At 61.9% G+C, this 26,273-nt stretch carries 20 protein-coding genes; 3 read left to right on the top strand and 17 right to left on the bottom strand.

The genetic code is table 11. The features are described from left to right. Positions 1 to 212 precede the first annotated feature (212 nt). The 11 genes from ACJ8IM_RS21845 to ACJ8IM_RS21795 form a co-directional block, all read right to left on the bottom strand. Positions 213 to 740 (bottom strand): hypothetical protein, encoded by a 528-nt coding sequence (locus tag ACJ8IM_RS21845; protein WP_033648847.1) that lies wholly within the window; start codon positions 738 to 740, stop codon positions 213 to 215. 337 nt (positions 741 to 1,077) lie between these two features. After that, complete coding sequence (gene fbaB, locus ACJ8IM_RS21840) at positions 1,078 to 2,127, bottom strand: class I fructose-bisphosphate aldolase (RefSeq protein WP_033635553.1); 1,050 nt, start codon at positions 2,125 to 2,127, stop codon at positions 1,078 to 1,080. 206 nt (positions 2,128 to 2,333) lie between these two features. Next, positions 2,334 to 3,020 carry a GntR family transcriptional regulator gene (locus ACJ8IM_RS21835; RefSeq protein WP_033635552.1) on the bottom strand — a complete coding sequence of 229 codons (687 nt, stop codon included), beginning with the start codon at positions 3,018 to 3,020 and terminating at the stop codon, positions 2,334 to 2,336. 98 nt (positions 3,021 to 3,118) lie between these two features. After that, entirely contained in the window at positions 3,119 to 4,450 is a 1,332-nt protein-coding gene (locus tag ACJ8IM_RS21830; protein WP_033654553.1) for an MFS transporter, read from the bottom strand. Then, entirely contained in the window at positions 4,431 to 5,936 is a 1,506-nt protein-coding gene (locus ACJ8IM_RS21825; protein WP_033654554.1) for a mannitol dehydrogenase family protein, read from the bottom strand. Before ACJ8IM_RS21825 ends, ACJ8IM_RS21830 begins: the two co-directional genes overlap by 20 nt. Positions 5,937 to 5,988: 52 nt before the next feature. After that, a complete protein-coding gene (locus tag ACJ8IM_RS21820; RefSeq protein ID WP_033648844.1) occupies positions 5,989 to 7,278 on the bottom strand; it encodes an MFS transporter in 1,290 nt (429 codons plus the stop codon). Positions 7,279 to 7,369: 91 nt separating this feature from the next. Beyond that, entirely contained in the window at positions 7,370 to 8,386 is a 1,017-nt protein-coding gene (locus tag ACJ8IM_RS21815; RefSeq protein ID WP_080289917.1) for a Zn-dependent oxidoreductase, read from the bottom strand. Between the two features lie 5 nt (positions 8,387 to 8,391). After that, on the bottom strand, positions 8,392 to 9,606 hold the full coding sequence (manD, locus tag ACJ8IM_RS21810) for a D-mannonate dehydratase ManD (RefSeq protein ID WP_025303867.1): 1,215 nt from the start codon (positions 9,604 to 9,606) through the stop codon (positions 8,392 to 8,394). A 170-nt stretch (positions 9,607 to 9,776) separates the two neighbouring features. After that, the gene (gene yegS / locus ACJ8IM_RS21805) at positions 9,777 to 10,682 is read right to left on the bottom strand and encodes a lipid kinase YegS (RefSeq protein ID WP_033635546.1); all 906 of its coding nucleotides are present in this window, start codon (positions 10,680 to 10,682) and stop codon (positions 9,777 to 9,779) included. 466 nt (positions 10,683 to 11,148) lie between these two features. Beyond that, positions 11,149 to 12,501: a prephenate-dependent tRNA uridine(34) hydroxylase TrhP gene (gene trhP / locus ACJ8IM_RS21800; protein WP_033654556.1), complete on the bottom strand. Its 1,353-nt coding sequence runs from the start codon at positions 12,499 to 12,501 to the stop codon at positions 11,149 to 11,151. A 180-nt stretch (positions 12,502 to 12,681) separates the two neighbouring features. Continuing rightward, positions 12,682 to 13,020 carry a YegP family protein gene (locus ACJ8IM_RS21795; protein ID WP_033648841.1) on the bottom strand — a complete coding sequence of 113 codons (339 nt, stop codon included), beginning with the start codon at positions 13,018 to 13,020 and terminating at the stop codon, positions 12,682 to 12,684. Between the two features lie 339 nt (positions 13,021 to 13,359). Between ACJ8IM_RS21795 and ACJ8IM_RS21790 the strand changes: the two genes are divergently transcribed. Together ACJ8IM_RS21790 and ACJ8IM_RS21785 are read left to right on the top strand one after the other, a co-directional pair. After that, entirely contained in the window at positions 13,360 to 13,623 is a 264-nt protein-coding gene (locus ACJ8IM_RS21790; RefSeq protein WP_033654557.1) for an antitoxin, read from the top strand. 3 nt (positions 13,624 to 13,626) lie between these two features. Continuing rightward, the gene (locus ACJ8IM_RS21785) at positions 13,627 to 14,016 is read left to right on the top strand and encodes a type II toxin-antitoxin system VapC family toxin (RefSeq protein ID WP_033654558.1); all 390 of its coding nucleotides are present in this window, start codon (positions 13,627 to 13,629) and stop codon (positions 14,014 to 14,016) included. Positions 14,017 to 14,023: 7 nt separating this feature from the next. Here the strand turns inward: ACJ8IM_RS21785 and baeR are convergent, their stop codons facing one another. The 6 genes from baeR to ACJ8IM_RS21755 are packed head-to-tail and all read right to left on the bottom strand — an operon-like array spanning position 14,024 to position 25,009. After that, positions 14,024 to 14,740 (bottom strand): two-component system response regulator BaeR, encoded by a 717-nt coding sequence (gene baeR, locus ACJ8IM_RS21780; protein ID WP_033635542.1) that lies wholly within the window; start codon positions 14,738 to 14,740, stop codon positions 14,024 to 14,026. Beyond that, positions 14,740 to 16,122 (bottom strand): two-component system sensor histidine kinase BaeS, encoded by a 1,383-nt coding sequence (gene baeS / locus ACJ8IM_RS21775; RefSeq protein ID WP_033635541.1) that lies wholly within the window; start codon positions 16,120 to 16,122, stop codon positions 14,740 to 14,742. Before baeS ends, baeR begins: the two co-directional genes overlap by 1 nt. Next, entirely contained in the window at positions 16,119 to 17,549 is a 1,431-nt protein-coding gene (gene mdtD, locus ACJ8IM_RS21770) for a multidrug transporter subunit MdtD (protein ID WP_033654559.1), read from the bottom strand. The genes baeS and mdtD overlap by 4 nt, the downstream gene beginning before the upstream one ends. Positions 17,550 to 17,559: 10 nt before the next feature. After that, on the bottom strand, positions 17,560 to 20,640 hold the full coding sequence (gene mdtC, locus ACJ8IM_RS21765; protein ID WP_033654560.1) for a multidrug efflux RND transporter permease subunit MdtC: 3,081 nt from the start codon (positions 20,638 to 20,640) through the stop codon (positions 17,560 to 17,562). Beyond that, entirely contained in the window at positions 20,637 to 23,756 is a 3,120-nt protein-coding gene (locus ACJ8IM_RS21760; RefSeq protein ID WP_442516251.1) for an MdtB/MuxB family multidrug efflux RND transporter permease subunit, read from the bottom strand. Before ACJ8IM_RS21760 ends, mdtC begins: the two co-directional genes overlap by 4 nt. Then, positions 23,756 to 25,009, bottom strand: coding sequence for an MdtA/MuxA family multidrug efflux RND transporter periplasmic adaptor subunit (locus ACJ8IM_RS21755; protein ID WP_033654562.1), 1,254 nt, complete (start codon positions 25,007 to 25,009; stop codon positions 23,756 to 23,758). The genes ACJ8IM_RS21760 and ACJ8IM_RS21755 overlap by 1 nt, the downstream gene beginning before the upstream one ends. Positions 25,010 to 25,281: 272 nt before the next feature. Between ACJ8IM_RS21755 and ACJ8IM_RS21750 the strand changes: the two genes are divergently transcribed. Beyond that, positions 25,282 to 26,235 carry an aldo/keto reductase gene (locus ACJ8IM_RS21750; protein WP_033654563.1) on the top strand — a complete coding sequence of 318 codons (954 nt, stop codon included), beginning with the start codon at positions 25,282 to 25,284 and terminating at the stop codon, positions 26,233 to 26,235. Positions 26,236 to 26,273 lie beyond the last annotated feature (38 nt).

Here is a 26,273-nt window from a genome sequence, read left to right as displayed (position 1 = left end):
TCTGTCGCCATGGGCCTTACAGTAGTCACTTTGTTGGGCCATTTGTTTTAAATAGATCACAATTTGAAAGATAAATATTTTATTTTGAAAGTTTGAAATGAAAGAAAGAGAAGGTCTGTGGCATGAGGGGGAGAGCGCGGGCGCAAAAAAGCCCGGTGAACCGGGCTTTGGGTAGGGGGTATACGGAAATCGCCGTTGTTAGCGTGTTTCTGTTACTGCTCGAGAATCTTTTGTATTGTCTCTACGGAAGCACCGTTTCTTTCGGCCGTTTGGGCCAGTTCTTGCTTTTGTTTGTCTTTTTCAGCGATTGCCATATCTTTGGCGGCGGCTATCGCGGCCAGGAAAATTTCTTTTTCCGTCGCGGTGAGCGGGCCTTGTAGTCTGGCTTCGCAGACGCGATACAACGTATCGCGGATAAAATTTACCGTGGTGGTGCGCCGAGCCAGATCGACTACGGCGGTGCTGAACTCTGCATCGCCACTGACTTTTTGAATTTGTTCCGTGCTCATTTCAGCTTTCAGCGCGGCAATAACGGACTGCGCGACATCAGGCGGTGGAGCCACGCAGTACTTGATATTTGAGTCTGCGGGAATATAAATGGCGCTGCTTCTTGTTGAGTCATAGTCAAACCAATACGTTTCTCCAGGTTTCAACTCATGCCTAGAGGCCGGAGATTTAAATAGCGCGCAAGACGATAGCGAAAGGATGAGCAGGGAGATGATTACAATATTGACTTTCATGATGGCACCACCATAAAAATGTGGATTAACTAGCGTAAAATTTAGTCAAAAGTCCATAAATAACAATGAACTATAATAATTATTAATGCGCTAAGTTTTTGTGTTTTCGGAAAAGGTGGGAAATTTGAAGTTTGATAAGGTTAACTTTCAATCTTTAATGATTTATGTCGTTCTCTTTCGCATATTTGGAATAAAAAAAGCCCAGGGAGATTAAATAAAAACCAGCTCTTATTTTTGCTCATAAAATACATTCGGTTGCATTATTTCCTTGTCAAGACCTCCCTCGATGCACAAAAAAGCCCGGCGAACCGGGCTTGAGGACAGGCGGTCCGTCACATCAGGCGATGGTGACCTTCTTGTCCAGGTAGGCGTCTTGCACGGCGTTGATCAGCGCCACGCCGTCTTTCATCGATTTCTTGAACGCCTTGCGCCCCAGGATCAGGCCCATGCCGCCGGCGCGTTTGTTGATCACCGCGGTGCGCACCGATTCCTGCAGATCGTTCTCACCGGCGGCGCCGCCGGAGTTGATCAGCCCGGCGCGGCCCATGTAGCAGTTGGCTAACTGGTAGCGCACCAGATCGATCGGGTGATCGGTGGTCAGCTTGGTGTAGACGCGATCGTCGGTATAGCCGAATTTCACCGCGCGGTAGCCGCCGTTGTTTTCCGCCATTTTCTGTTTGACGATGTCGGCGCCGATGGTGGCGGCGATGTGGTTGGCTTGGCCGGTCAGATCGGCGCTGGAGTGGTAGTCCACGCCGTCCTTGTTGAATGCCGGGTTGCGCAGATAGGCCCACAACACGGTGACCATGCCCAGCTCATGCGCGCGCTCGAAGGCGATCGAGATCTCTTCGATCTGGCGGCGCGACTGCTCGGAGCCGAAGTAAATGGTAGCGCCGACCGCCACCGCGCCCATGTTGAACGCCTGCTCGACGCTGGCGTACAGGGTCTGGTCGTACTGGGTCGGGTAGCTCAGCGTTTCGTTGTGGTTGAGTTTGACCAGGAACGGAATTTTATGCGCGTAGCGGCGCGATACCGACGCCAGCACGCCGTAGGTGGAAGCGACGCAGTTACAGCCAGCTTCAATCGCCAGCTCGACGATGTTCTTCGGATCGAAATACAGCGGGTTGGCGGCGAACGAGGCGGCGGCGGAGTGCTCGATGCCCTGATCGACCGGCAGGATCGACAGGTAGCCGGTGCCGGCCAGGCGGCCGTGGTTGAACAGGGTTTGCATCGAACGCAGCACGCTGTTGGGGCGGTTGTTATCGATCATTACGCGGTCGACGAAGTCGTCGCCCGGCAGGTAGAGATTCTCGGCGGGGATAGTGGTACAGCGGTGTTGCAGCAGATCTTCCGCTTCCTTTCCTAGCAACTGCACAATATCAGTCATGATTCACTCCCGATTAAGCTTCTTCATACACCGGCAATGCAAGGGTTTTTGACCACCGGCGCAGTAAAAAAGCGGTGATTGAAGCTGTAAAGCGATACTACCGAACTGGATCCGGCAAGGACAAACAATAGATGCGATTGAGAGGAAATGCCATTTGCGAGGCCAAATACGCGGGGACGATCGCCCCCGGCGCGCTAAACGATTGATTATTCGATCTCGAACCACTCGGTGTTCTGCTGGGCAATCGGGGTGATGGAGTAGATCATCTCCTGCAGGTGATCGTGGATGGCGCGCTCCGCCGCCTCGGCATCGCGCGCTTTCAGCGCCTCATAGATGCGGTAGTGCTGCTTGATCAGGCTCTCCGGCGGCGAGACTTCGCTCAGGCTGAGGAAACGCACCCGATCCATGGTGGCCTTGATGGTTTCGATGGTCTCCCACGCCAGCGGGCAGTCGGCGAACTGGGTCAGCAGCTGGTGGAATTCGTCGTCCAGCGCCAGAAACTCGCGCGTTTGCCCGTTCTGCGCCGCCAGCGCCTGACGGTGCAGGTTATGCTCCAGCGTCATCAGCTGCGCCGGGGTGGCGCGCTCGGCCGCGCGGCGCACGATGGCGCATTCCACCGCCTGGCGGATAAAGCGCCCGTCGGCCACGCGCTTGGCGGAGATTTTCATCACGAAAGTGCCGCGCTGCGGCAGGATCTGCACCAGGCCGGCCTCCGCCAGCTTGATGAAGGCTTCGCGCACCGGCTGGCGCGAAACGCAAAAGCGCGTGGAAATCTCTTTCTCGGACAACAGGGTGCCGGGGGGGATGGTGCAGTCGACGATATCCTTGCGCAGGAAGCGATAGATCTGTTGGTTGACCGGGACGTTGTTGGTGAGACTGTACGTTTCAGACATGGCGACAATCAGGCATCTGGCTGGAATTCGAATGCCACCATACTAGCAGATTATTGGTTGAGGGCGGGTGGATAAATCCACCCGCCGGGTAGGGTAACTCAGTGATGCCAATCCTGATATTCCTGCTTGCGCCGCCCAGGGGCGGTTTCCGGCATCAGGCTCAGGCCGATGGCCGACACCACGCCCAGCACCATCATGTAACCCGCCAGCCCGTAGTAGTGGCCGCCGGTCACCTGCAGGATCTTCACCGCCAGCAGCCCGAGAATGCCGCTGCCGATCAGCGAGCCGATCTGCCAGATCAGCGCGATGCCGCTGCAGCGCACGCGGGTGGGGAACAGCTCCGGGAAGTAGGAGGCCTGCGGCGCGTAGCACATGCTGTGGCCGAAGGTCAGCACCACGATCATGGCGATCTGCGTCACCCAGAAATTATCGAGGTTGATCGCCATAAAGAACGGCACGATGCACGCCACCTGCAGCAGCGCGCCGGCGATGTATACCGGTTTTCGCCCAACCCGATCGGAGAGGCGGCCCATCAGCGGAATGGCGAAAATCTCCAGCAGCACCGCCACGATCATCGCCTCCAGCAGAATGCTTTCGTTGAGGTGGTTAGCCTTGCCGTAGGCCAGTACGATCACCGTGAACATGGCGAAGGCGCAGGCTTCAATCAGCTTGGCGCACACCCCTTTGCCGATAAGGCCGGGATAGCGGCGGGCTACTTCCACCACCGGCCGGCTCTCCACCGCCTTGGTGGCGCGGATCTGGGTAAACACCGGCGACTCGTCGATCTTCAGGCGAATAAACAGCCCGACGATCACCAGCAGCAGGCTGAGCAGGAACGGAATGCGCCAGCCCCAGTCCAGCATCTGCGCCGGCGACAGCACGGCGGTCAGCAGCGCGAACAGCCCGGACGGTAGCAGGAAACCGGCGGGCGCGCCGATCTGTACCCAGCTGGCGTAGAAACCGCGCCGCGGCGGCGGCGCATATTCGGCGGTCATCAGCACCGCGCCGGCCTGTTCGCCGCCGACGCCGAAGCCCTGCAGCACGCGGATAAAGATCAGCGCGAGCGGCGCCCAGATGCCGATCTGCTCATAGGTGGGCAGCAGGCCGATGCAGAAGGTGCCGAGGCCGACGATCAGGATGGTGATCACTAGCGCCTTCTTGCGGCCGACCTTGTCGCCGATGTGGCCGAACACGATGCCGCCCAGCGGGCGCGCCAGGAAACCGACCGCGTAGGTGGCGAAGGCCGCCAGCGTGCTGATCAGCGGATCGGCGCTGGGGAAAAACAGCTGGCCGAAGAACAGCACCGCGGCGGTGCCGTAGGCGAAGAAATCATAATACTCGGCGGCGGTGCCGATGGCCGAAGCGCTGGCGACGCGCCGCAGCAGCGGTTGATTGCCGGTATTGACGGCGTTATGCGTGGTGACGGTCATCGGAAACCTCCCGGTCGGTAAGCGGCAGAGCGGCGACGGCGGCTTTGGCCCCCAGGCTCAGCAGTTGATGATAAGCGTGGCTGACGGCGCGGACGAAGTCAGGCGAGTCGGGCAGATCCTGGCCGAAGACGCTGTCGAGCTGCAGCAGCGCCAGGACGCGGGGCCGGCCTTCCTCGCTGCCGGCGACCAACGCGGCGATGGGGTCGCGCAGCGGATCGCTGATGTCGATCGGCGCGCCTTGCTCATCGCGGCCGCCGACGTAGCGCATCCAGCCGGCGACGCCCAGCGCCAGGCAGTCGAAGCGGCTGCCATGCGCCAGATGCCAGCGGATCGCGTCCAGCAGCCGCTGCGGCAGCTTTTGCGTGCCGTCCACGGCGATTTGCGCGGTGCGGTGCTTCAGCGCGCGGTTGCGGAAACGCCGCAGCAGCGAGTCGGCATACTGCGCCAAATCGACGTTCGGCACCTGCAGGGTCGGTGCCTGTTCCGCCAGCATCAGGTGACGGGCGGCGCGGACAAAATCCGCATCCTGCATGCAGTCGCCGATGTGCTGATAACCGGCCAAATAGCCGAGGTAGGCGAGGAACGAATGGCTGCCGTTCAGCATGCGCAGCTTCATCTCCTCATACGGCAGCACGTCGCTCACCAGCTCGGCGCCGACTTTTTCCCAGAGCGGTCGCCCCTGGGGAAAGCGGTCTTCAATGACCCACTGGCTGAACGGCTCGCAGGCCACGCCGACCTCATCCTCGACGCCGCCCAACCAAGCATGGAGCTGCCCGCGGGCTTCCTGCGTCATCGCCGGCACGATGCGATCCACCATGGTGGAAGGGAAGGCGACCGCTTGACGCACCCAGTCGGCCAGCGCCGGATCCTGCCGCTGCGCCAGGTCGAGCAGCACCTGACGCGTGACCCGGCCGTTGGCCGGCATATTGTCGCAGGACATCACGGCGAACGGCGGCAGCCCGCGTTCGCGGCGCAGGCGCAGCGCCGCCAACAGCAGCCCCGGCGCCGACTGTGGCCGTGCCGGGTGGGCGATATCATGCGCGATCGCCGGGTGTTCCGTCATCAGCCGGCCGCTGGCGGGCTGGTGGCAATAGCCCTTTTCGCTGATGGTCAGCGAGACGATGGCGATCTCAGGCTGCGTCAGGGCCGCCAGCACCGCCGCCAGCCCGTCGGTTTGCAGGTGCAGCGCCTGGCGCACCACGCCGATGACCCGGCCCCGCAAGCCGTCGTCGTCCATCTCTGCCACCGAGAACAGCAGATCCTGTTGCTGCAGGTCGGCGATCTTTTGCTGGCCGTGCTGCATGCTGATTTCGCAGTAGCCCCAGTCGCTGCCGTGCTCGCTGGCCAGCCTGTCGGCGTACATCGCCTGGTGCGCGCGGTGAAACGCGCCGAAGCCGATATGCACCATGCGCGGTTTCACGCGCTCACGTGCGTAGCCGGGCCGGAGAACGGCGGCCGGCAGCGCGCTGTGATCGGAAAGTCTCATGTTCAATGTCCCTGGAGAGGTAAGCAAAGGGGCGAAGCCGCCCCGCCTGGCGTTATGGTTTTAAGATTTGCACGCCCGCCGTCGCGCGCGGCGCCTTGATCACCAGCAGCACCAGCAGCGCGCCCAGCGCGGCGACGCCGCCCGCCAGCATAAAGGCGCTGTCGAATTTGCCGGTGTTCTGCACGATGTAGCCGGTGACGATCGGCCCGATGATGCCGGAGACGCTGCCGATCAAATGAATGAACCCGCTGGCGCCGCCGACCCGGGATTTATGCACCACGTCCTGGATGATCGCCCAGTAGAGAGCGCCGGTGATGTAAAGGAAGAAGATCGACACCGACATCAGCATCACTGCCGGCACCACGCTGCTGACGGTGCCCGCCAGCGCCACGCACACCGCCGCCGCCAGCAGGCTGGTGACCAGCACGATCTTGCGCGACAGCAGCAATTTGCCGGTGATGTTGAAGATCTTGTCGGAAATATAGCCGCCGAGCGCCAGCCCGACGAAGCCGACGATCCACGGGATCATCGTGGTCAGGCTCATCTCTTTGATGTTCAGGTTGTGCGCCTGCACCAGATACGAGGGGAACCAGCTCAGGAAGAAGAACAGAATATAGTTGTAGCAGAAGAAGGCGAAGGCGGTGACCAGAATGATCGGCTGCTTCAGGTAGTAACCCAGCCCGTGCGCGGCGTCGCTCAGCGCGCTTTCTTCGCCGAGGTTTTCCTGTTTCAGCCGCGCGATCAGCGCCCGTTCTTCGGCGCTGACGCGCTGGCTTTTCGCCGGGTTATCCGCCACCACGAAGAACCACACCAGCATCCAGACGATGCCGATGGCGCAGATGATCATAAACGCCGGTCGCCAGCCGAACGCCAGCGCCAGATAGCCGACGATTGGCCCGGCCACCGCGCCGCCCAAAGGCGAACCGGCGCTTAGCAGGCCCATGGCGGTCGCCGCCTGCTTCTTCGGGAACCAGCCGTTGATCATCTTGTTGGCCGAGGCGCAGATCGGCCCTTCGGCCATGCCGAACAGGATGCGCAGGATCAGCATTGAGTAAAAACCGGTGGCGATCGCCGTCATGCCGCAGAAGATAGACCACAGACCGACCGCCACGCCCAGCACCAGCGTCGGGCCGAAACGGTCGACCGCCAGCCCGCCGACGAAGTTGAAGATGGCGTAGCCGAAGAAGAAGCTGCCGAAAATCAGGCCGAACTGTTCGGCGTTCAGCATCAGATCCTGTTCGATCATTGGCACGGTGATCGACAGCGCCACGCGGTCGAGGTAGTTGATCATGTAGACCATGAACAGCAGGAACACGATGGTCCAACGCAGGTTTTTAAACATAAAGCGCTCCACTGGGTGTCGTTTTAATCGTGATGCTTCGTTGTTTGCACGGGCGGCGGGTGCCGCCCAATGCCCCGATGCTGCCTTGGCGTTACTCGAACTGCAGCAGCACCTTGCAGCAGGTGCGCTGATCCCGCTCGAACATCAGCATCGCCCGTTCGACGTCGGCGGCGGGCACGCAGTGGGTGAGCAGCCGCTGCGGGTCTAGCTTGCCGTCCGCCATCCAGCCGATCACCTGCGGGAAGCGCGCGCTGTTCAGACGCGAGGAGAAGATCGACAGCTCCTTGCTGGTGATGCTCTGCTGGGTCAGCGTGCAGGCGTCGCCGGAAAAGCCCATGATGCCGATGCGCGCCGCCGGCGAGGCCAGATTGATCGCCTCCGGCAAAATGGCGGGGTGGCAGGCGGCATCGACGATCAGCGTCGGCTGAATGCCGCGCTGCTGCAGCATCTGCGGCAATGCGGCCTCGGCGTTGTTGAACGTCTCGTCGGCGCCGTTGGCGCGCGCCATGTCCAGCCGTTCGGCGATGCGATCGACGACCCACACCTGCTTGACGCCGTACACGCCTTTCAGCGTCTGGATCACCGTGAGCCCCATCGGCCCGGCGCCGTAGATCAGCGCGATGTCGTCGGGGCGCGGTTGCAGATGGGCGGTAATGTTGGCGGCGATGCTGAAGGGTTCGATCATCGCGGCGTGGCGATCGCTGATGGTGGGCGGAATCGGATAGGCGTTGCGCGCCGGCACGCAGGCGTAGTCGCTGAAGCCGCCGTCGCGGTGCACGCCGATCACCTGCAGCGAGGTGCAGACGTTGGGGCGGCCGACCGAACAGGGATAGCAGTGGCCGCAGCTCACCACCGGATCTACCGAGACGCGTTCACCGAGGCGCGCTGGATCGACGCCTTTGCCCAGCGCATCGATCAGGCCGAAGAACTCGTGGCCGATCACCCGCGGATAGCGGGCGAACGGGTTATGGCCGTGATAGATATGGACGTCGGAGCCGCAGATGCCGGCGAATTTCACCTTGACCCGCACCTCGCCGGCCGCCGGCTGCGGCAGCGCGCGCGTCTGCAGCGCCAGGCGCCCGGGCTGTTCGATCACGACGTTGCGCATGGTGTTTACCAGTTCCATAAGGTGCCATCCTCCAGACGCGCGACCGGCAGGTAGGCCGGTTCATACGGATAACGCGCCGCCAGCTTCTCATCGAACTCGATGCCGATGCCCGGCTTGTCGCCCGGGTGCATATAGCCGTCGTCGAACGTCCAACTGTGCGGGAACACCTCGAGCATTTGCTCGGAATAGCCCATGTATTCCTGCACGCCGAAATTCGGCACCCACAGATCGAAATGCAGCGCCGCCGCCATGCAGATTGGCGACAGATCGGAAGGGCCGTGGGAGCCGGTGCGCACCTGATACAGCGAGGCGAAGTCGGCGATGCGCCGCATGCCGGTAATGCCACCCGCGTGCGTCAGGGTGGTGCGGATGTAGTCGATCAGCTGTTCTTCGATCAGCTGTTTGCAGTCCCAGATGCTGTTGAACACCTCGCCGACGGCGATCGGCGTGACGGTATGCTGGCGGATCAGGCGGAAACAGGCCTGATTTTCCGCCGGCGTAGGATCTTCCATCCAGAACAGGCGATACGGTTCGGCGCTTTTGCCGAAGCGCGCCGCTTCGATCGGCGTCAGGCGGTGGTGCATGTCGTGCAGCAGATGTTCGTTGAAGCCGAACCTGTTGCGCACCGCGTCGAACAGTTTGGGGGTGAAATCGAGGTATTTTTCCGTCGACCACAGCTGCTCTTCCGGCCAGTCGCCCTTGGTGGCCGGCTCATAGGCCTGGCCTTTGCCCTTGGCCATGCCGTAGGTGGTTTTCATACCCGGCACGCCGCATTGAACGCGGATCGCCTTGAAGCCTTGTTCTTTATGTTTGGCGTAGTCGTCGAGCACCTCGTCGATCGAGTGGCCGGTGGTGTGGCAATACACCATCACACCGGAGCGCGAGGCGCCGCCCAACAGCTGATACAGCGGCATGTTGGCGGCCTTGGCCTTGATGTCCCACAGCGCCATGTCGACAGCGGAAATGGCCGACATGGTCACCGGGCCGCGCCGCCAGTAAGCGCCTTTGTAGAAGAATTGCCAGAGGTCTTCGATCCGCTGCGCGTCGCGGCCGATCAGCTGCGGGCAGAGGTGATCTTTCAGGTAAGAGGCCACCGGCAATTCGCGCCCGTTCAACGTGGCGTCACCGAGGCCGATGATGCCGTCATCGGTGGTGATTTTCAGCGTGACAAAATTGCGCCCCGGGCAGGTGACGAACACCTCGGCGTTGACGATTTTCATAACCTTCACATCCTGTAGCTGCGGAGAGATAGCGCGAAAATACGCCATGAACTAACTACCATACAAGTATGATTTGATGAATTTGCCGGAGAGGATCACATTTGATCGCGAGCGGAAGCGGGTAAACGGGGGAAGAAACGGGGCGCAGCGGTGAACTGCGCCCGACAAGGTCAGCCCAGCAGGGCGCAGTTAGGCGGCAGGCGGCATTCGATGGCCTGCGGCAGCACTTCGATGCGGAAATGGCGGCCCTTGAGCGGTTCGCCGTCGAGGTTGAAGGTCATCTCATGCGGCGCGTCGATCTCGAGCCACGGCAGCGCCGCGCTGAGGATGCTGTTGCTCTCTTCGTCGTTGAACAGGGCGGCGACCAGCGCCGGCAGCAGCTCATCGGCGATCAGCAGGCGCAGCTGCAGCAGGCCGTCGTTGATCAGCGCGCTGGGGCACAGCTCCTGGCCGCCGCCGGCCTGCTTGCCGTTGCCGATGCCGATCACCAGCGCCTCGCCGGCCCAGCGGAAGTCCGGCCCGCGGATTTCACAGCGGTCGGCCTGCAGCGTATCCATGCGCAGCAAGCCGTGCACGAAGTAGGACACGCCGCCGAGAGCCGCCTTCAGCTTCTCCGGCGTTTCGGTGGTGATGCGGGTGCCGAAGCCGCCGGTGGCCATGTTGATGAAGTAGCGCTCGCCGTTGACCTTCGCCAGATCGATCGGCACCGAGCGGCCCTTGATCGCCAGCTGCAGCGCCTGTTCCGGCGAAGGGGGGATGTTGCAGGCCATGGCGAAGTCGTTGGCGGTGCCGAGCGGCAGGATGCCCAGCGCCGGCCGGTTGTGCGCCGGCAGTTGCACCAGCGCGGCGGCCACTTCGTTGATGGTGCCGTCACCGCCGCCGGCGACGACGGTGCCGACGCCGAGCTGCGTGGCTTCTGCGACATAGCGCGCGGCGTCGCCGTGCTCCCAGGTCACGCGCACGTGCAGCGTGATTTGCTCTGCGCGCAGGCGTTTGACCGCCTGACGCAGCTCTTCGTTACCGGCGCCTTTGCCGTTGATGATAAGCAGGGCGGGCGCATGTGAGTGTTGAGGCATTGCCGATATCCTCCGGCGGAAAACCAAGAATGCCTCAAGATAAACCAGCTGCCGCCACCAGGCCATCAGAATATTCAGCTAATTCTGGTTATTTCCCGGCGTTCAGTGAATAAGAAACAAGGCGAATTTATCTGAATTTTACCCGGAAATAAGCCAGGTTTTAAAGACGAGAGGATTAATCGCTGTAGCGTTATTTATATATCGAAGCGGCGTGATTATTATTATTAAAACGGATAACGGGAATAAGTTATGGAAATCGGCGCGGCGAAAAAAATAGGCGCACCCATAAAGAAAAAGCCAGCCCAAGGGAGATTGGGCCGGCTAAGGAGGTGGTTCCTAGTATTGCTATGCAAATATTTTCGTTGTTCGTTTTAAGCAGCGTGATAGTAACCAAGCTGCGCGCACATTGATGTGATCCAATTCTAATATTTGCTAAAAATCGCCGCCGAATGACGGCGATTCATTTTTATGCCCCGGCACTATTTTCTTCCGCCAAATTGCGGATCAGCAACGCATAATTGAGATCGATATCCTGCGGGATCGGCAAATAAACGATATGGCCGTTGCCCGGCGCCACCTCAATCGGCTCGCCTTTCTTATTTTGCATGCTCTCGAGGGTGAACACCACGTTGCCGCCCGGCGTCATCATCTCGACGCTGTCGCCGAGCGCGAACTTATTCTTCACGTCGACTTCCGCCCAGCCTTCGCGGCGCACGCCGGTGAATTCGCCGACGAACTGCTGGCGCTCGGAGAGCGAGGAGCCGTAGTCGTAATTCTGCTGCGCTTCGTGCACGTGGCGGCGCAGGAAGCCTTCGGTGTAGCCACGGTGCGCCAGGCCTTCCAGCGTGGTAAGCAGAGTCGGATCGAAGGGTTTGCCGGCGGCTGCGTCGTCGATGGCGCGGCGGTAGACCTGGGCGGTGCGGGCGCAGTAGTAGAAGGATTTGGTGCGGCCTTCGATCTTCAGCGAGTGCACGCCGAGCTGCGTCAGACGCTCCACGTGCTGGATGGCGCGCAGATCCTTGGAGTTCATGATATAGGTGCCGTGTTCGTCTTCGAAGGCGCTCATATATTCGCCTGGCTTTTGCGCTTCAGACAGCATGAACACCTTGTCGGTCGGCGCGCCGATGCCCAGCGTCGGCTCGACGGTTTGCACCGGGATCGGCTCGTGCAGGTGCACGATATTGCCGGTGTCGTCCTCTTTGCCTTCCTCCGCTTTGTACTGCCAGCGGCAGGCGTTGGTGCAGGTGCCCTGGTTGGGATCGCGCTTGTTGATGTAGCCGGACAGCAGGCAGCGGCCGGAGTAGGCCATGCACAGCGCGCCATGCACGAAGATCTCCAGCTCCATGTCCGGCACTTCGGCGCGGATCTCGGCGATCTCTTCCAGCGACAGTTCGCGCGAGAGGATCACGCGGGTCAGGCCCATTTGCTGCCAGAACTTCACCGTCGCCCAGTTAACGGCGTTGGCCTGCACCGACAGGTGGATGTCCATCTGCGGGAAGGCTTCGCGCACCATCATGATAAGGCCGGGATCGGACATGATCAGCGCATCCGGGCCCATATCGATAACCGGCTTCAGATCGCGCAGGAAGGTTTTCAGCTTGGCGTTGTGCGGGGCGATGTTTACCACCACGTAGAATTTTTTGCCCAGCGCATGGGCTTCATTGATTCCCTGCGCCAGATTCTCGTGGTTGAACTCGTTGTTGCGCACCCGCAGGCTGTAGCGCGGCTGGCCGGCGTAAACCGCATCGGCGCCGTACGCGAAGGCGTAACGCATGTTTTTCAGCGTTCCGGCCGGGGAGAGAAGTTCCGGTGTAAACATAGTGTGTCTCGGTCTGATTTCAGGTCAGCACCACGCCACCTGATGGCGCAGTAAAAGCGGGGAATTGTAGCCGCAGCGCGGCAAGAAATCAGCAGTTAACCGGATTTATTCAGGGGAGATTGATCTTGGTCAAACGGAAAATGCGCGGCGGCGGGCCACCGCGCGGGAGAAAGGGAAATATCAGGCGCTCAAATCGCGGATATCGGTGGTCGGGCCGTTTTTCATCACCGACTGGATACCGTTTTTGGCGGCGCTTTCGGAGCTGTACATTTCGCTGACGCCGATCACCTGATGGTTCTTTGCCTTCAGCACAAAATAGGGCTGATTGCTGGTGCTGTGCTTCAGTTCGTACTGCGCTTCGTGCGGCGAATTGGTCTGCACCGAAGCGATGCCGTTCTCCGCCGAGGCTTTGCTGGCGTACATTTCGCTGGCCAGGATGCTCTCGCCGTTACTGGCTTTCAGGTTGAAGTGGTACTGCCCGTTCTTTGCTTTTTTCAGCTCATAATGACCGATTGCCATGGTTCTTCTCCTGTAGGTTCCGATTCGTGATGTAAGTGTAGCCAATCGCTTGAAAATCGGCGGCTAAACCTCACAGCAGCTTAGTCGAAAAAATGCGCAGTTTTTTTGCGCCGGCGCGGAGTTTTCATTCGGTGAACCTGGCGCCGCACGGGAAGCTAAGGGAAGGCGCGGTGATTGCGCAGTGCGCCGCATAACAAGGGGAACAGGGTTTCACCCCGTGAGATTGTGCGTTACGGTTTGGCCGTTTCGTCAATATGGATGAAAAATGAGCGATACATCTTGGCATCGACACGCTACAGGCATATGCTTTGGCCTATGCCTGCTGTGGAGGTTGTCGAGATGGAAAGAATCGCAAAGCTGTTTAAAAACGGCAGAAATCAGGCGGTGAGGTTACCGGTGGAATTTGAATTTGATACGGATCGTGTCTATATCCGTCGCGATCGGGAGGGCAACGTGATTTTATCCAAATATCCGGCAAAGCCGGACAGCTGGGCACCGCTGCTGAGCATTATCGCCCAAACGCCGGTGCCGCAAGAGTTTCTTAGCGCGGAAGATCGTCAGCAAGGGGTTGCAGACCGCGATCCATTCTCAGAGGAAGAGTAGGCGATGTACATGTTTGATACCAACACCGTCAGCCACTTGTTTCGGCAGAATCCGCAGGTGCTTAACGTCATGGAAAAGCTCCCGCCTTCTGCCGTATGTATTTCCTGCGTCACGGAGGCGGAACTGCTTTACGGTGTGGCTAAACGGCGGAACAAGGCGTTGCAAAGCATGGTCGAGGCCTTTCTTGCCGCGGTGACGGTCTATGCATGGGATAGCGAGGCCGCCCGCTGCTACGGTGAAATGCGCGCGAACATGGAGAAAAAAGGCAAAATCATGGGCGCGCTGGATCAACTGATCGCCGCTCACGCGCAGAGCCGTGGCGCGACGTTGGTGACCAACGATCGCGCATTCGCCATGGTGCCCGGGTTGGCGGTTGAAGACTGGACGCGCTGATTTCCCCCTAAACCCCATTCACCAGCCGGCAGGGCTCGGCTTCCCAGCGGTAGCCCACGCCGTATACCGAGCGGATAAAGGATTTTTCCCCGTCGATCAGTTCCAGCTTGCGGCGCAGGTTTTTGATGTGGCTGTCGATGGTGCGGTCGGTGACCACCCGGTAGTCGTCGTACAGGTTGTTCAGCAGCTGCTCGCGAGAAAATACGTTGCCCGGCTGGCTGGCCAGCGTTTTCAGCAGGCGGAATTCCGCCGGCGTCAGATCCAGCAACTGCCCCTGATAGCTGGCCTGGAAGCGCGGTTCATCGATGTGCAGCAGGTCATCTTCCCGCGCGCTCTCCTGCGGCCGATAGCTGCGGCGCAGGATGGTTTTCACCCGCGCCACCACTTCGCGCGGGCTGTAGGGTTTGCAGATGTAATCGTCGGCGCCGATCTCCAGCCCCAGCAGGCGGTCGATCTCTTCGATTTTCGCCGTCACCATCACGATCGGAACGTCGCTGAAGCGGCGCAGCTCGCGGCACACCGTCAGCCCGTCGGCGCCCGGCAGCATCAGGTCGAGCAAGATCAGCGCCGGCGGATGCTGGTGCACGGTCGGCACCACCTCGTTGCCGTTGGTCAGCCAGCGGGTGGCGTAGCCCGCCGCCTGCAGATAATCCACCAGCAGCTGGCCCAGCTTGGGCTCATCTTCAACAATCATGATCTGCACGGGTTGATTCTGAATGTCCATCAGGGCGCCTTATTTTTTATCGGAGTAGCAAATTCTACTGTAATGCGCACGCCGCCTAAAGGCGAATGCTCGGCGCGGATTTTCCCGTCGTGCGCTTCCACGATGTTGTGGCAGATCGCCAGCCCCAGCCCTGAACCGCCGCTGGCGCGGTTGCGTGAACCTTCCGCCCGGTAGAAACGTTCGAAAATGCGCGTCAGCTGCTGATCGCTGATGCCCGGCGCGCTGTCCTGCCAGTAGAGAAGCAGCCGCCCCGGCTGCAGCTCGGCGCCGATCTCCAGCCGGCCGCCGGCGTCGGTGTAACGCAGGCTGTTTTCCAGCAGGTTATTGAACAGCTGGTTCAGGCGATCGGGATCGCCGAACAGCGGCGCCTGGGGCGGCAGATGGGTGACGATCTCCAGCCCTTTGGCGCGGAAGCGTTCGCGAAAGGCGGCGACGGCGATCTGCAGCAGGTGCACGCAGTCCACCGACGATTTGCGATAGGCCAGCGCGCCGAGATCGGAGAGCGACAGCTGGTGCAGATCGTCGACCAGTTTGGTCAAGGTGGATACCTCGGCCTGCAGCGAGCTGAGCGACGCCGGCGTCGGCTGGCGCACGCCGTCCTGCAGCGCTTCCAGTTCGCCGCGCAGCACCGCCAGCGGCGTGCGCAGCTCGTGCGATACGTCGGCCATAAAGGCGCGGCGCATCTGCTCGTTTTTTTCCAACGAGGTGGCCAGCTGGTTGAAGTCGTGCGCCAGCCGGCCCAGTTCATCCTGGCTGCTGACCGCCACGCGGGTGGTGAAATCGCCCGCCGCCAGGCGGTGGGTGCCCGCCACCAGGCGCTTGACCGGGGCCAGCATGCCGCGCGACAGCAGCCAGGTCACCGCCGCCGCCAGCAGGGTGGAGAGCGCGACGATAATCCAACTGGTGCGCCGCTGCTGGCGATCGAAGTTGATGTCGGTATTGCGCGTCAGGCGCTCGACCGGGGTGGTGAGCACCCAGCCGACGATCTGGTTGTTGTAGCGGATCGGGTGGCGCGGCCCCTCTTTCGGCAGGGGGCCAGAATGCCCGACCAAACGATTGAACTGGCTGTCCACCACCCAAAACTGGGTGCGCCAGCCCTTGGGCGGCAGATTGTGGCTGCTGTCGCTGTTCTGCTCGAACGAACGCATGATCTGGTAGACCACCTGATCGTTGTTGCGCAGGAATATCCAGTTGCCATGGTGGCTGTACTGTTCCTCCAGCGCTTCGCTCAGCATATTGATGCGTTGCTCGTTGCTGCTCTTGATGTAATCGATAAAGCCGCGCTCAAAGCTGACGCGCACCCCCCAATGCATGGTGATCAACACCAGCATGCAGGTAGCGAAAATGGCCAGGAACAGTTTCCCGGTAATGCCTATCCTCATTGCAACCTCGTTGAGCCGGTACCCGGCTCTTTGGTCAGCGTGCGGTTGGGCGCGCTATCGGCCGGCACGCGCGCGAAGGCCAGCGCGGGCAGAGCGATAATCAACGCCATACAGCAGTAGCTGTAAATAAATGCGCTGTGAATGGCCGGGCTATCGGCCACCACCTGATGATGGGCGAAGCTGCCGATCAAGATGCCGGCGACGCTGACGCCAAGGCTCATCGACAGCTGCATGACCATCGATAACAGGCTGTTGCCGCTGCTGGCCAGCCTGTCAGGCAGATCTTTCAGCGTCAGGGTGTTCATCGCCGAGAAGCGCAGCGAGTTGACCATCCCCTGGAAGAACAGCACCACCGGCAGCAGCCACAGCCAGCCGAGCATCGCCGCCAGCAGGAAGCTCAAGCTGACCAGCGCCAGCAGCAGCGTGGCGGCCACCAGCACGTTACGGTAGCCGAAGCGGTTGACCACCTGCACCACGATGCGCTTCATGCCCATGCTGCCGATGATCATCGGGATCATCATCAGCCCGGCGTGGAACGGCGTGAAGCCCATGCCCACCTGCAGAAACAGCGGCGTCATGAACGGCAGCATGCCGCTGCCGATGCGCCCCAGCAGGCTGGCCAGCAGCCCGATCTTGTAAGTCGGGGTGCGCAGCAGCCGCAGCGAGAACAGGGCGCGGCTATTGCCGTAGGCATGCCAAACATATCCCAACAGCGCCGCCGCGCCCAGCGCCACCAGGCCGGCGATGGCGCCGCCGGACAGCCCCATGCCCTTGTGGCCGTCGAGCGCCAGCGTCAGCGCCGCCATGCCGATCGCCAGCAGGATAAAGCCGCTGAGATCGAAGCGGCGGGTCTGCATTTGGTAGTTGGGCATCAGCAACAGCGTGGCAATGGCGCCAACGATGCCCACCGGAATGTTGATCAGGAAAATCCAATGCCAGCTGGCGTATTGCACCAGAAAGCCACCCAGCGCCGGCCCCATCAGCGGGCCGATTTGCCCCGGCAGCGTCACGAAGGTCATCGCCGCCATGTACTGCTCGCGCGGCACGATCTTCATCACCGTCAGGCGCCCGACCGGCACCATCATCGCGCCGCCGATGCCCTGAAGCACGCGCGAGGCGATCAGCTCGTTCAGGGTTTCCGAACGGGCGCAGAGGAGGGAGCCGAGGGTGAACAGCAGGATGGCGCTGAAAAACACCCGCTGTACGCCGATCTTGTCCGCCAGCCAGCCGCTGGCCGGCAGCGTCACCGCCACCGTCAGCACATAGGAGACGATCACCGACTGCATGCGCAGCGGGTTCTCCCCCAGGCTGGCGGCCATCGAGGGCAGGGCGGTGTTGACGATAGTGGTATCCAGCGTCTGCATAAAGAAGCCGAATGCCACTATCCAGAGTTGCCAGCGTACCGTGGCGGCGTGTTTTATCAGCATCTGTCGGCCATTAATGCGGCAGCGGGGCCAGTTGCTTGTTGCGGCGGAACTTCGCCTGCAGCCGGTCGAAGTAAAGGTAGACCACCGGGGTGGTGTACAGCGTCAGCAGCTGGCTCATCACCAGGCCGCCGGCGATGGTGATGCCGAGCGGCTGGCGCAGCTCCGCGCCGTCGCCGCTGGTCAGCACCAGCGGCAGTGCGCCGAACAACGCCGCCAGCGTGGTCATCATGATCGGCCGGAAACGCAGCAGGCTGGCCTGGAAAATCGCCTCGCGGGCGCTGATGCCGCCGTTGCGCTGCGCCTCGAGCGCGAAGTCGACCATCATGATGGCGTTTTTCTTCACGATGCCGATCAACAGCATGATGCCGATCAGCGCGATCAGGCTGAACGGCGCGCCGAACAGCTCGAGCGCCAGCAGCGCGCCCACGCCGGCGGAAGGCAGCGTGGAAAGGATGGTCAGCGGATGGATATAGCTCTCATACAGCACGCCGAGCACGATATAGACCGTGGCGATAGCCGCCAGGATCAGGATCAGCTGCGACTTCAGGGTGTCCTGGAATACCTGGGCGGTGCCGGCGAACGCGCCGCGTACCGTAGACGGCACGCCGAGCTGAGTCATGGTGCGCTCTACCGCGGCGGTGGCGTCCGACAGGCTGCCGCCGTCCGGCAGGTTAAAGGAGATGGTCGAGGCGGCGGACAGCCCCTGATGGTTGACCGACAGCGGCGCGTTGGCCGGCCGCCAACTGGCGAAGTAGGAGAGCGGTATTGCCTTGCCTTCGCTGTTGATGATGAACATTTTGTCCAGCGAGCTCACGTCCTGGGTGTAGGGCGGCGCCACTTCCATCACGACTTTGTATTGGTTGAGCGGTTGATAGATGGTCGAAATCTGCCGCTGGCCGAAGGCGTTGTTCAGCAGGTTGTTGGCGTCGGATACCGAAATGCCGAGGCGCGCCATGGTTTCGCGATCGTAGACCAGATCCATCTCCGAGCCTTTATCCTGCTGATCCGAGTTGACGTCCGCCAGCTCGGGCAATGCGGCCAGCGCGGTGCGGATCTTCGGCTCCCATTCGCGCAGCGCGGCGAGATCGTCCGCCAGCAGCGTGTATTGGTAGCTGGCGTTGGCCTGCCGGCCGCCGACGCGGATATCCTGCACCGCCATCAGAAACAGGCTGGCGCCCGGTTCTTTGGCCAGGCGAGCGCGCAGGCGGGCGATCACTTTCTGCGCGTCGTCGCTGCGTACCGACAGGGGTTTCAGTGAGATGAACATCGAACCGCTGTTGGTGCGCGAGCCGCCGGTAAAACCGGTGACGTTTTCCACGTCCGGATCTTCGCGCACGATTTTCATGAAGTCTTCCAGTTTGCCGCGCATCGCCTGGAACGAAATGCTTTGGTCGGCCTGGATAAAGCCCATCAGGCGCCCGGTATCCTGTTCCGGAAAGAAGGTTTTCGGGATGCTGATATACAGCCAGACGTTGAGCGCAAGGGTGGCGAGGAACACCGCCAGCACCCAGCGCGAGTGGCCGAGCACCCAGTTCAGCGAGCGTCCGTAACCCTGCTGCAGCGCCAGCAGCATTTTGCCGAAGCCGCGCGCCCGCCGCTGCGAACGCGGCGGCTGGTGGCGCAGCAGGTAGGCACACATCATCGGCGTGAGCGTCAGCGAGACGATGAGCGACAGCCCGATCGATACCGACAGGGTGACGGCGAACTCGCGGAACAGGCGCCCCGGCAGGCCTTCCATCAGCAGCAGCGGGATAAACACCGCCACCAGCGAAACGCTCATCGACAGCACGGTGAAGCCGACTTCCCGCGCGCCCAGCAGCGCGGCGTTGATCGGTTTCATGCCGGCCTCGACATGACGGGAAATGTTTTCCAGCACCACGATGGCGTCGTCCACCACAAAGCCGGTGGCGATGGTCAGCGCCATCAGCGACAGGTTGTTGAGGCTGAACCCGCACAGATACATGGCGGCGAACGAGCCGATCAGCGACACCGGCACGGCGACCGCCGGGATCAGCGTGGCGCGCCCGGAGCGCAGGAAGATGAACACCACCAGGATCACCAACCCGATGGCGATCGCCAGCGACTGTTCCACCTCGGCCAGCGACGCGCGAATGGTCGGCGAACGATCCTGCGCGACGCTGAGTTTAATCGAGGCCGGGATATTTTCCTGCAGGGCGGGCAGCTCGGCGCGAATGCGATCGACGGTTTCGATGATGTTGGCGTCCGGCGCACGGCTGATGGCCAGAATGATCGCCGGTTTGGCGTCGGTCATCCCGGCGTTGCGCACGTCTTGCACCGAGTCGTTGACCTCGGCCACGTCGGCCAAACGCACCGCCGAGCCGTTGTTGTAATGAACGATCAGCGGACGGTAGGCCTCAGCGGTTTTCAGCGCGTCGTTGGCCTGGATCTGCCAGCGCTGCTGCGGGTTTTCCACGGCGCCCTGCGGGCGGCGCACGTTGGCGTTGGCGATGGCCTGCCGTACGGTGTCCAGCGACACGCCCTGATTGAACAGCGCCGAAGGGTTCAGCTCCACCCGCACCGCCGGCAGTGAGCTGCCGCCCACGGAAACGTCGCCGACGCCCTCGGTCTGGCTGATCTTCTGCGCCAGCTGGGTGGAGGCGAAATCGTAAAGCTGCCCCTGGCTGTAGGTGTCCGAGGTCAGCGTCAGGATCATGATCGGCGCGTCGGAAGGGTTGACCTTGCGGTAGCTGGGGCGGCTCGGCATGCCGGTCGGCAGCAGGCTTTGCGCGGCGTTGATCGCCGCCTGCACATCGCGCGCGGCGCCGTTGATGTCGCGATCGAGATCGAACTGCAAAATGACCCGGGTACTGCCGAGCGAGCTCATCGAGGTCATTTCGTTAACCCCTGCGATGCGGCCCAGCGCGCGCTCCAGCGGCGTCGCCACCGAGGACGCCATGGTTTCCGGCGAGGCGCCCGGCAGCGACGCGCTGATCGAAATCACCGGAAAGTCCACCTGCGGCAGCGGCGACACCGGCAGCAGGCGAAAGCCGATCGCGCCGCAGATGGCGATGGCCAGCGTCAGCAGGGTGGTGGCCACCGGCCGGTGAATGAACAGGGCGAAGAATTTCACTGTAGCTCCTGCGTATCCGGCTGGCGATGCGTGTTGCGCGCCAGTTTGTCAAGCAGCAGGTAGATCACCGGCGTGGTGAACAGCGTCAGGATCTGGCTCATGATCAGGCCGCCGACCATACAGACGCCGAGCGGATGCCGCAGCTCCGCGCCGACGCCGGTGCTCAGCATCAGCGGCAGCGCGCCGAGCAAGGCCGCCAGCGTGGTCATCAGGATCGGCCTAAAACGCAGCAGGCAGGCCTGATAGATGGCGTCGCGCGGCGATAAACCCTGCTCGCGTTCCGCCGCCAGCGCGAAGTCGATCATCATGATGGCGTTCTTCTTCACGATGCCGATCAGCAGGATGATGCCGATGATGGCGATCACGTCCAGCTCGCTGCCGGCCATCATCAGCGCGAGCAGCGCGCCGACCCCGGCGGTCGGCAGGGTGGAGAGGATGGTGACCGGATGAATGAAGCTTTCATACAGCACGCCCAGCACGATGTACATCGCCACCACCGCCGCTAAAATCAGCCACAGCGTGCTGCCGAGCGCCGCCTGGAAGGCCAGGGTCGCCCCCTGGAATTGGGTGGTGATGTCCCTCGGCATGTTGAGATTTTCTTCCGCCTGGGTGACCGCGTCGACCGCCTCGCCGAGCGAGTAGCCGTCGGCGACGTTGAACGAAACGGTGGCCGACGGGAACTGGTCGAGATGGTTGACCGACAGCGGGCCGAAGCGCTCTTCGATTTTGGCGATGGCGCTCAGCGGCACCACGGCGCCGTCGTTGCCGCTTAGACGGATCTCATTGAGCGCCGCCAGCCCCGGCGTCGCGCTGACGTCGTGCTCCAGCACCACGCGGTATTGGTTGGCCTGGGTGTAGATGGTGGAGATCAGGCGCTGGCCGAACGCGTTGTACAGCGCATTGTCCACGTCGCTCATGGTGACGCCGAGGCGGGAGGCCGAATCGCGATCGACGTTGACGTAGGCCACCAGCCCCTGATCCTGCCAGTCGCTGGTGACGTCCGCCAGCTGCGGGGTTTGCTTCAGCTCATCCATCAGCTGCGGCACCCACAGGCTGAGATCGTCCAGCGACATCGCCTGCAGGGTGAACTGGTACTGGGTGCGGCTGACCTGGGTATCGATGGTCAGATCCTGCACCGGCTGCAGATACAGCTTCACGCCGGGGAACTGCGCCGTTTGCTGCTGCAGGCGGCTGATGATCGCCGGAATGCGCTCGCTGCGTTCGCTCAGCGGCTTCAGGTTGATCTGCAGCCGGCCGCTGTTGAGCGTGGCGTTGCTGCCGTCGACGCCGACGAACGAGGTCAGGCTTTCCACCGCCGGATCTTTGAGGATCTGCGCCGCGACCTGCTGCTGGCGCTCGGCCATATTGCTGAACGAGACGCTCTGCGGCGCTTCCAGCGTGCCCTGAATGATGCCGTTGTCCTGCACCGGGAAGAAGCCTTTCGGGATCAGCAGGTACAGCAATACCGTCAGCGCCAGGGTGCCGACGGCCACGCCGAGCGTCAGCCAGGGATGGTTAAGCACCGTTTTCAGCCACTGGCCGTATCGCGCGATCACCCGCTCGAAAAAGCGCTCGGAGGCGGCGGAAAACCGGTTCTGCTTGCGCAGCGATTCGTGGCTGAGCATGCGCGCGCACATCATCGGCGTCAGCGTCAGCGACACCACGGCGGAGATCAAAATCGCTACCGCCAGCGTGACGGCGAACTCGCGGAACAGGCGGCCGACGATGTCGCCCATGAACAGCAGCGGGATCAGCACCGCCACCAGCGAGAAGGTCAGCGAGATGATGGTGAAGCCGATCTCGCCGGCGCCTTTCAGCGCGGCGTCGAGCGGTTTTTCCCCTTTCTCGATGTAGCGCGAGATGTTCTCGATCACCACGATGGCGTCGTCCACCACGAAGCCGGTGGCGATGGTCAGCGCCATCAGCGTCAGGTTGTTGATGGAGAAGCCGAGGAAGTACATGGCGGCGAAGGTGCCGACCAGCGACAGCGGCACCGCCACGCTGGGGATAATGGTCGCCGGCACGTTGCGCAGGAACACGTAGATCACCATCACCACCAGCGCGATCGCCAGCAGCAGCTCGAACTGCACGTCGCTGACCGAGGCGCGGATGGTGGTGGTGCGATCGGTCAGCACCTTGACGTCGACCGACTTGGGCAGGCTTTTAATCAGCGTCGGCAGCATTTCGCGGATGCTGTCGGCGGTGGTGATGACGTTGACGCCGGGCTGGCGCTGAATGTTCAGCACGATCGCCTGTTGCTTGTTGGCCCAGGCCGCCAGCCGGGTGTTTTCCGCCCCTTGTTCGATGGTGGCGATATCCTGCAGGCGGATCGCCGCGCCGTTCTGATAGGCGACGATCAGCTGGCGATAGTCGTCGGCGGATTTCATTTGGTCGTTGGCGGACAGGGTGACCGAGCGGGTCGGGCCGTCCAGGCTGCCTTTCGCCGAGTTGACGTTGGCGTTGCTGATGGCGGCGCGGATGGTTTCACTGTTCAGGCCATAGGCGGCGACCGCCGCGGCGTTCAATTTTACGCGCACCGCCGGGCGTTGGCCGCCGGCCAGCGTCACCAGGCCGACGCCGGTCACCTGAGAAATTTTTTGCGCCACGCGGGTTTCTACCATGTCTTCCACCTGCGTCATCGGCATGGCGGTGGAGGTCACGGCCAGCGTCAGGATCGGCGGATCGGCCGGGTTAACCTTGCTGTAGATCGGCGGGTAGGGCAGATCGGTCGGCAGCAGGTTGGTGGCGGAGTTGATCGCCGCCTGCACTTCCTGCTCCGCGACGTCGAGCGGCAGCGCCAGCTGGAACTGCAGCGTGACCACCGAGGCGCCGCCGGAGCTTTGCGACGCCATTTGTTTGAGGCCGGACATCTGGCCGAACTGGCGTTCCAACGGCGCGGTAATGGCGGAGGTCACCACGTCCGGGCTGGCACCGGGATACAGCGTCACCACCTGGATGGTGGGGTAATCCACCTCCGGCAGGGCGGACACCGGTAGCGCGCGATAGCCGATAATCCCCGCCAGCAATATCGCCACCATCAGCAGCGTGGTGGCGACCGGACGCAGAATAAACAGGCGGGACGGACCGCCGCCGGCGTTGGGAGGCATCACCTGCATCAGGACTTCCTCTGAACGTCAGGTTCGCGCTTGGCGTTGGCCGCCGCCGGCGCTTCGCTCGGCGCGAGCACTTCCACCTGCATGCCTTCGGTCAGGCGATCGATGCCGTCGGTCACCACCCGATCGCCGGCGTTGAGGCCGGCGCTGATCACCACCTGCCGGCTGTCCTGCACGCCGGCGGTGACCCGATGTTTGCTGACCCTGTTGTCTTCACCGAGCGTCCAGACGAAGTTGCCCTCGTTGCCCATCTGCAGCGCGGCGGTCGGGATCACCACCGCATCGTGCAGGGTATCCACCTGCAGCCGCGCGTTGACGAACTGGTTGGGGAACAGCGCGTCATCTTCGTTGGTGAAGCGCGCTTTCAGCTTGATGGTGCCGGTGGCGGTATCAATTTGGTTGTCCAGGCTCAGCAGCGAACCGGTCGTCAGCTTGTTCTGGTTGGTGCGATCCCAGGCTTCGACGCTCACCGGCCCGGCTTTTTGCGCCTTGAGCAGATCGGCGATGTTGCCTTCGGGCAGCGTGAACACCACGTCGATCGGGTGCGTCTGCGTGATCACCACCAGACCGGTGGTGCTGCCGCTGGTGACATAGTTGCCGACGTCGACCAGTTTCAGGCCGACGCGGCCGTCGATTGGCGCAGTGATGCGGCTATAGGTGATCTGCAGCTTGGCGCTGTCGACCGCGCCCTGATCGGCTTTGATCGCGCCTTCGGTCTGCTGCACCAGCGAGGCCTGCGTATCCAGTTCCTGACGGGAAACCAGATTGGTTTTCACCAGCTGCTGATAGCGCGCCAGATCGCGCCGGGCGTTGGCCAGCGTGGCCTGATCTTTTGCCAACTGCCCCTGGGCCTGGGTCAACTGAACCTGGAACGGCCGGGGATCGATTTCCGCCAGCAGATCGCCGGCTTTCACCTGCTGGCCTTCGGTAAAGTGGATCGCCATCAGTTGGCCATCGACCCGGCTGGTGACGGTCACGGTATTGGCGGCGGTGGCGGTGCCCAAGCCGGAAAGATAGCGCGGCACCGTCTGGCGGGTGGCGGTCGCCACCTGCACCGGCGACATCGGCGCGCCGCGTCTGCCGCCCGCTGCGCGGCCTGCTCCCGTTTTACCGGCGGCCTGGTGCGCGCCCGGCGTCGTCCCGGCGGCCGGTTGGGCGGCGCTGAAATGGCGCCAGGCCAGAACGGCGACGATGATCGCAATCGCCGCAACCAGCAGGCGCAGCAGCAGGGAACGACGTTGGGGTTTTGCATTCATGGTGGTGAAAATTCTCTCCAAAAGGCAGGGGCGCGGGCACTCATTGCCACAAAAATGACACTTCTTACAGGATACTAGTTTAGCCAGCGAAGACGGCATAAAAATGAAGGAAATATGGAGGAACCGTCAGCATTGTCCTAATAAGTGGGTGATTTGAGCGTGCTATGTTTATAAGTGATTTATTCCGGCTTATAGCCAATGCGTTTTAACGATTTCCTGCATTTGGCGCTAATAATTAACAGGCAAATCATTTAACTCATGGAGCCTTTGTGATGAGCAAGAAACAACTGGGCCGTTCGGGCATTCAGGTGCCGGCGTTAACCTTCGGCGGCAACGTGTTCGGCTGGACGGCGGATCAGGCGACCTCTTTCAGCCTGCTGGATGCGCTGGTGGACAATCAACTTAACTTTATCGATACCGCCGATGTCTATTCCAGCTGGGCGCCGGGCAACCGGGGCGGCGAATCGGAAACCGTCATCGGCGAATGGCTCAAGAAGAGCGGCAAGCGCGACCAGGTGATCATCGCCACCAAGGTGGGCAAACCGATGGGCGAAGGCAAACAGGGGCTGTCGCCGCGCTATATTCAGCAGGCGGTGGAGGATTCGCTGCGCCGCCTGCAAACCGATTATATCGATCTCTACCAGTCGCACGACGATGACCGCGATACGCCGTTGGAAGAGACGCTGGCGGCGTTCGATGCGCTGATCAAGGCCGGCAAGGTACGGGCGATCGGCGCCTCCAATTATCAGGCGGATCGCCTGGAAGAAGCGCTGCGGGTGAGCGAAAGCAACGGGCTGGCGCGCTACGAAACCCTGCAGCCGGAATATAACCTGTATGCGCGCGAAGGGTATGAGGCCGAGCTGGAAGGCGTGGCGCAGCGCCACGGGCTCGGAGTGATCAACTTCTTCGCGCTGGCCAGCGGCTTCCTGACCGGCAAATACCGCAGTAAAGCGGACGAGGGCAAAAGCCAGCGCGGCGATCGCATCGTCGAACGCTACCTTAACCCGCGCGGTTTCCGCATTCTGGCGGCGCTGGATCAGGTGGCGGGCAAGCACGGCAGCTCCCCGGCGCAGGTCTCGCTGGCCTGGCTGATTGCGCGCCCGAGCATCACCGCGCCGATCGTCAGCGCCACCTCGTTGCCGCAGTTGGATGAGTTGGTCAGCGCCACCCGCCTGACGCTGGATGCGGACGACATTCAGACGCTGACCCACGCCAGCGCTGAGTAAGAGCCGCCGGCGATTTTGCTCTATGCTGAAGGGGTCAA

Source organism: Serratia sp. CY33525 (assembly GCF_052169115.1).
GTDB classification, from domain to species: Bacteria; Pseudomonadota; Gammaproteobacteria; order Enterobacterales; family Enterobacteriaceae; genus Serratia; species Serratia sarumanii.
This window is presented reverse-complemented; position numbering and strand designations above follow the sequence as displayed.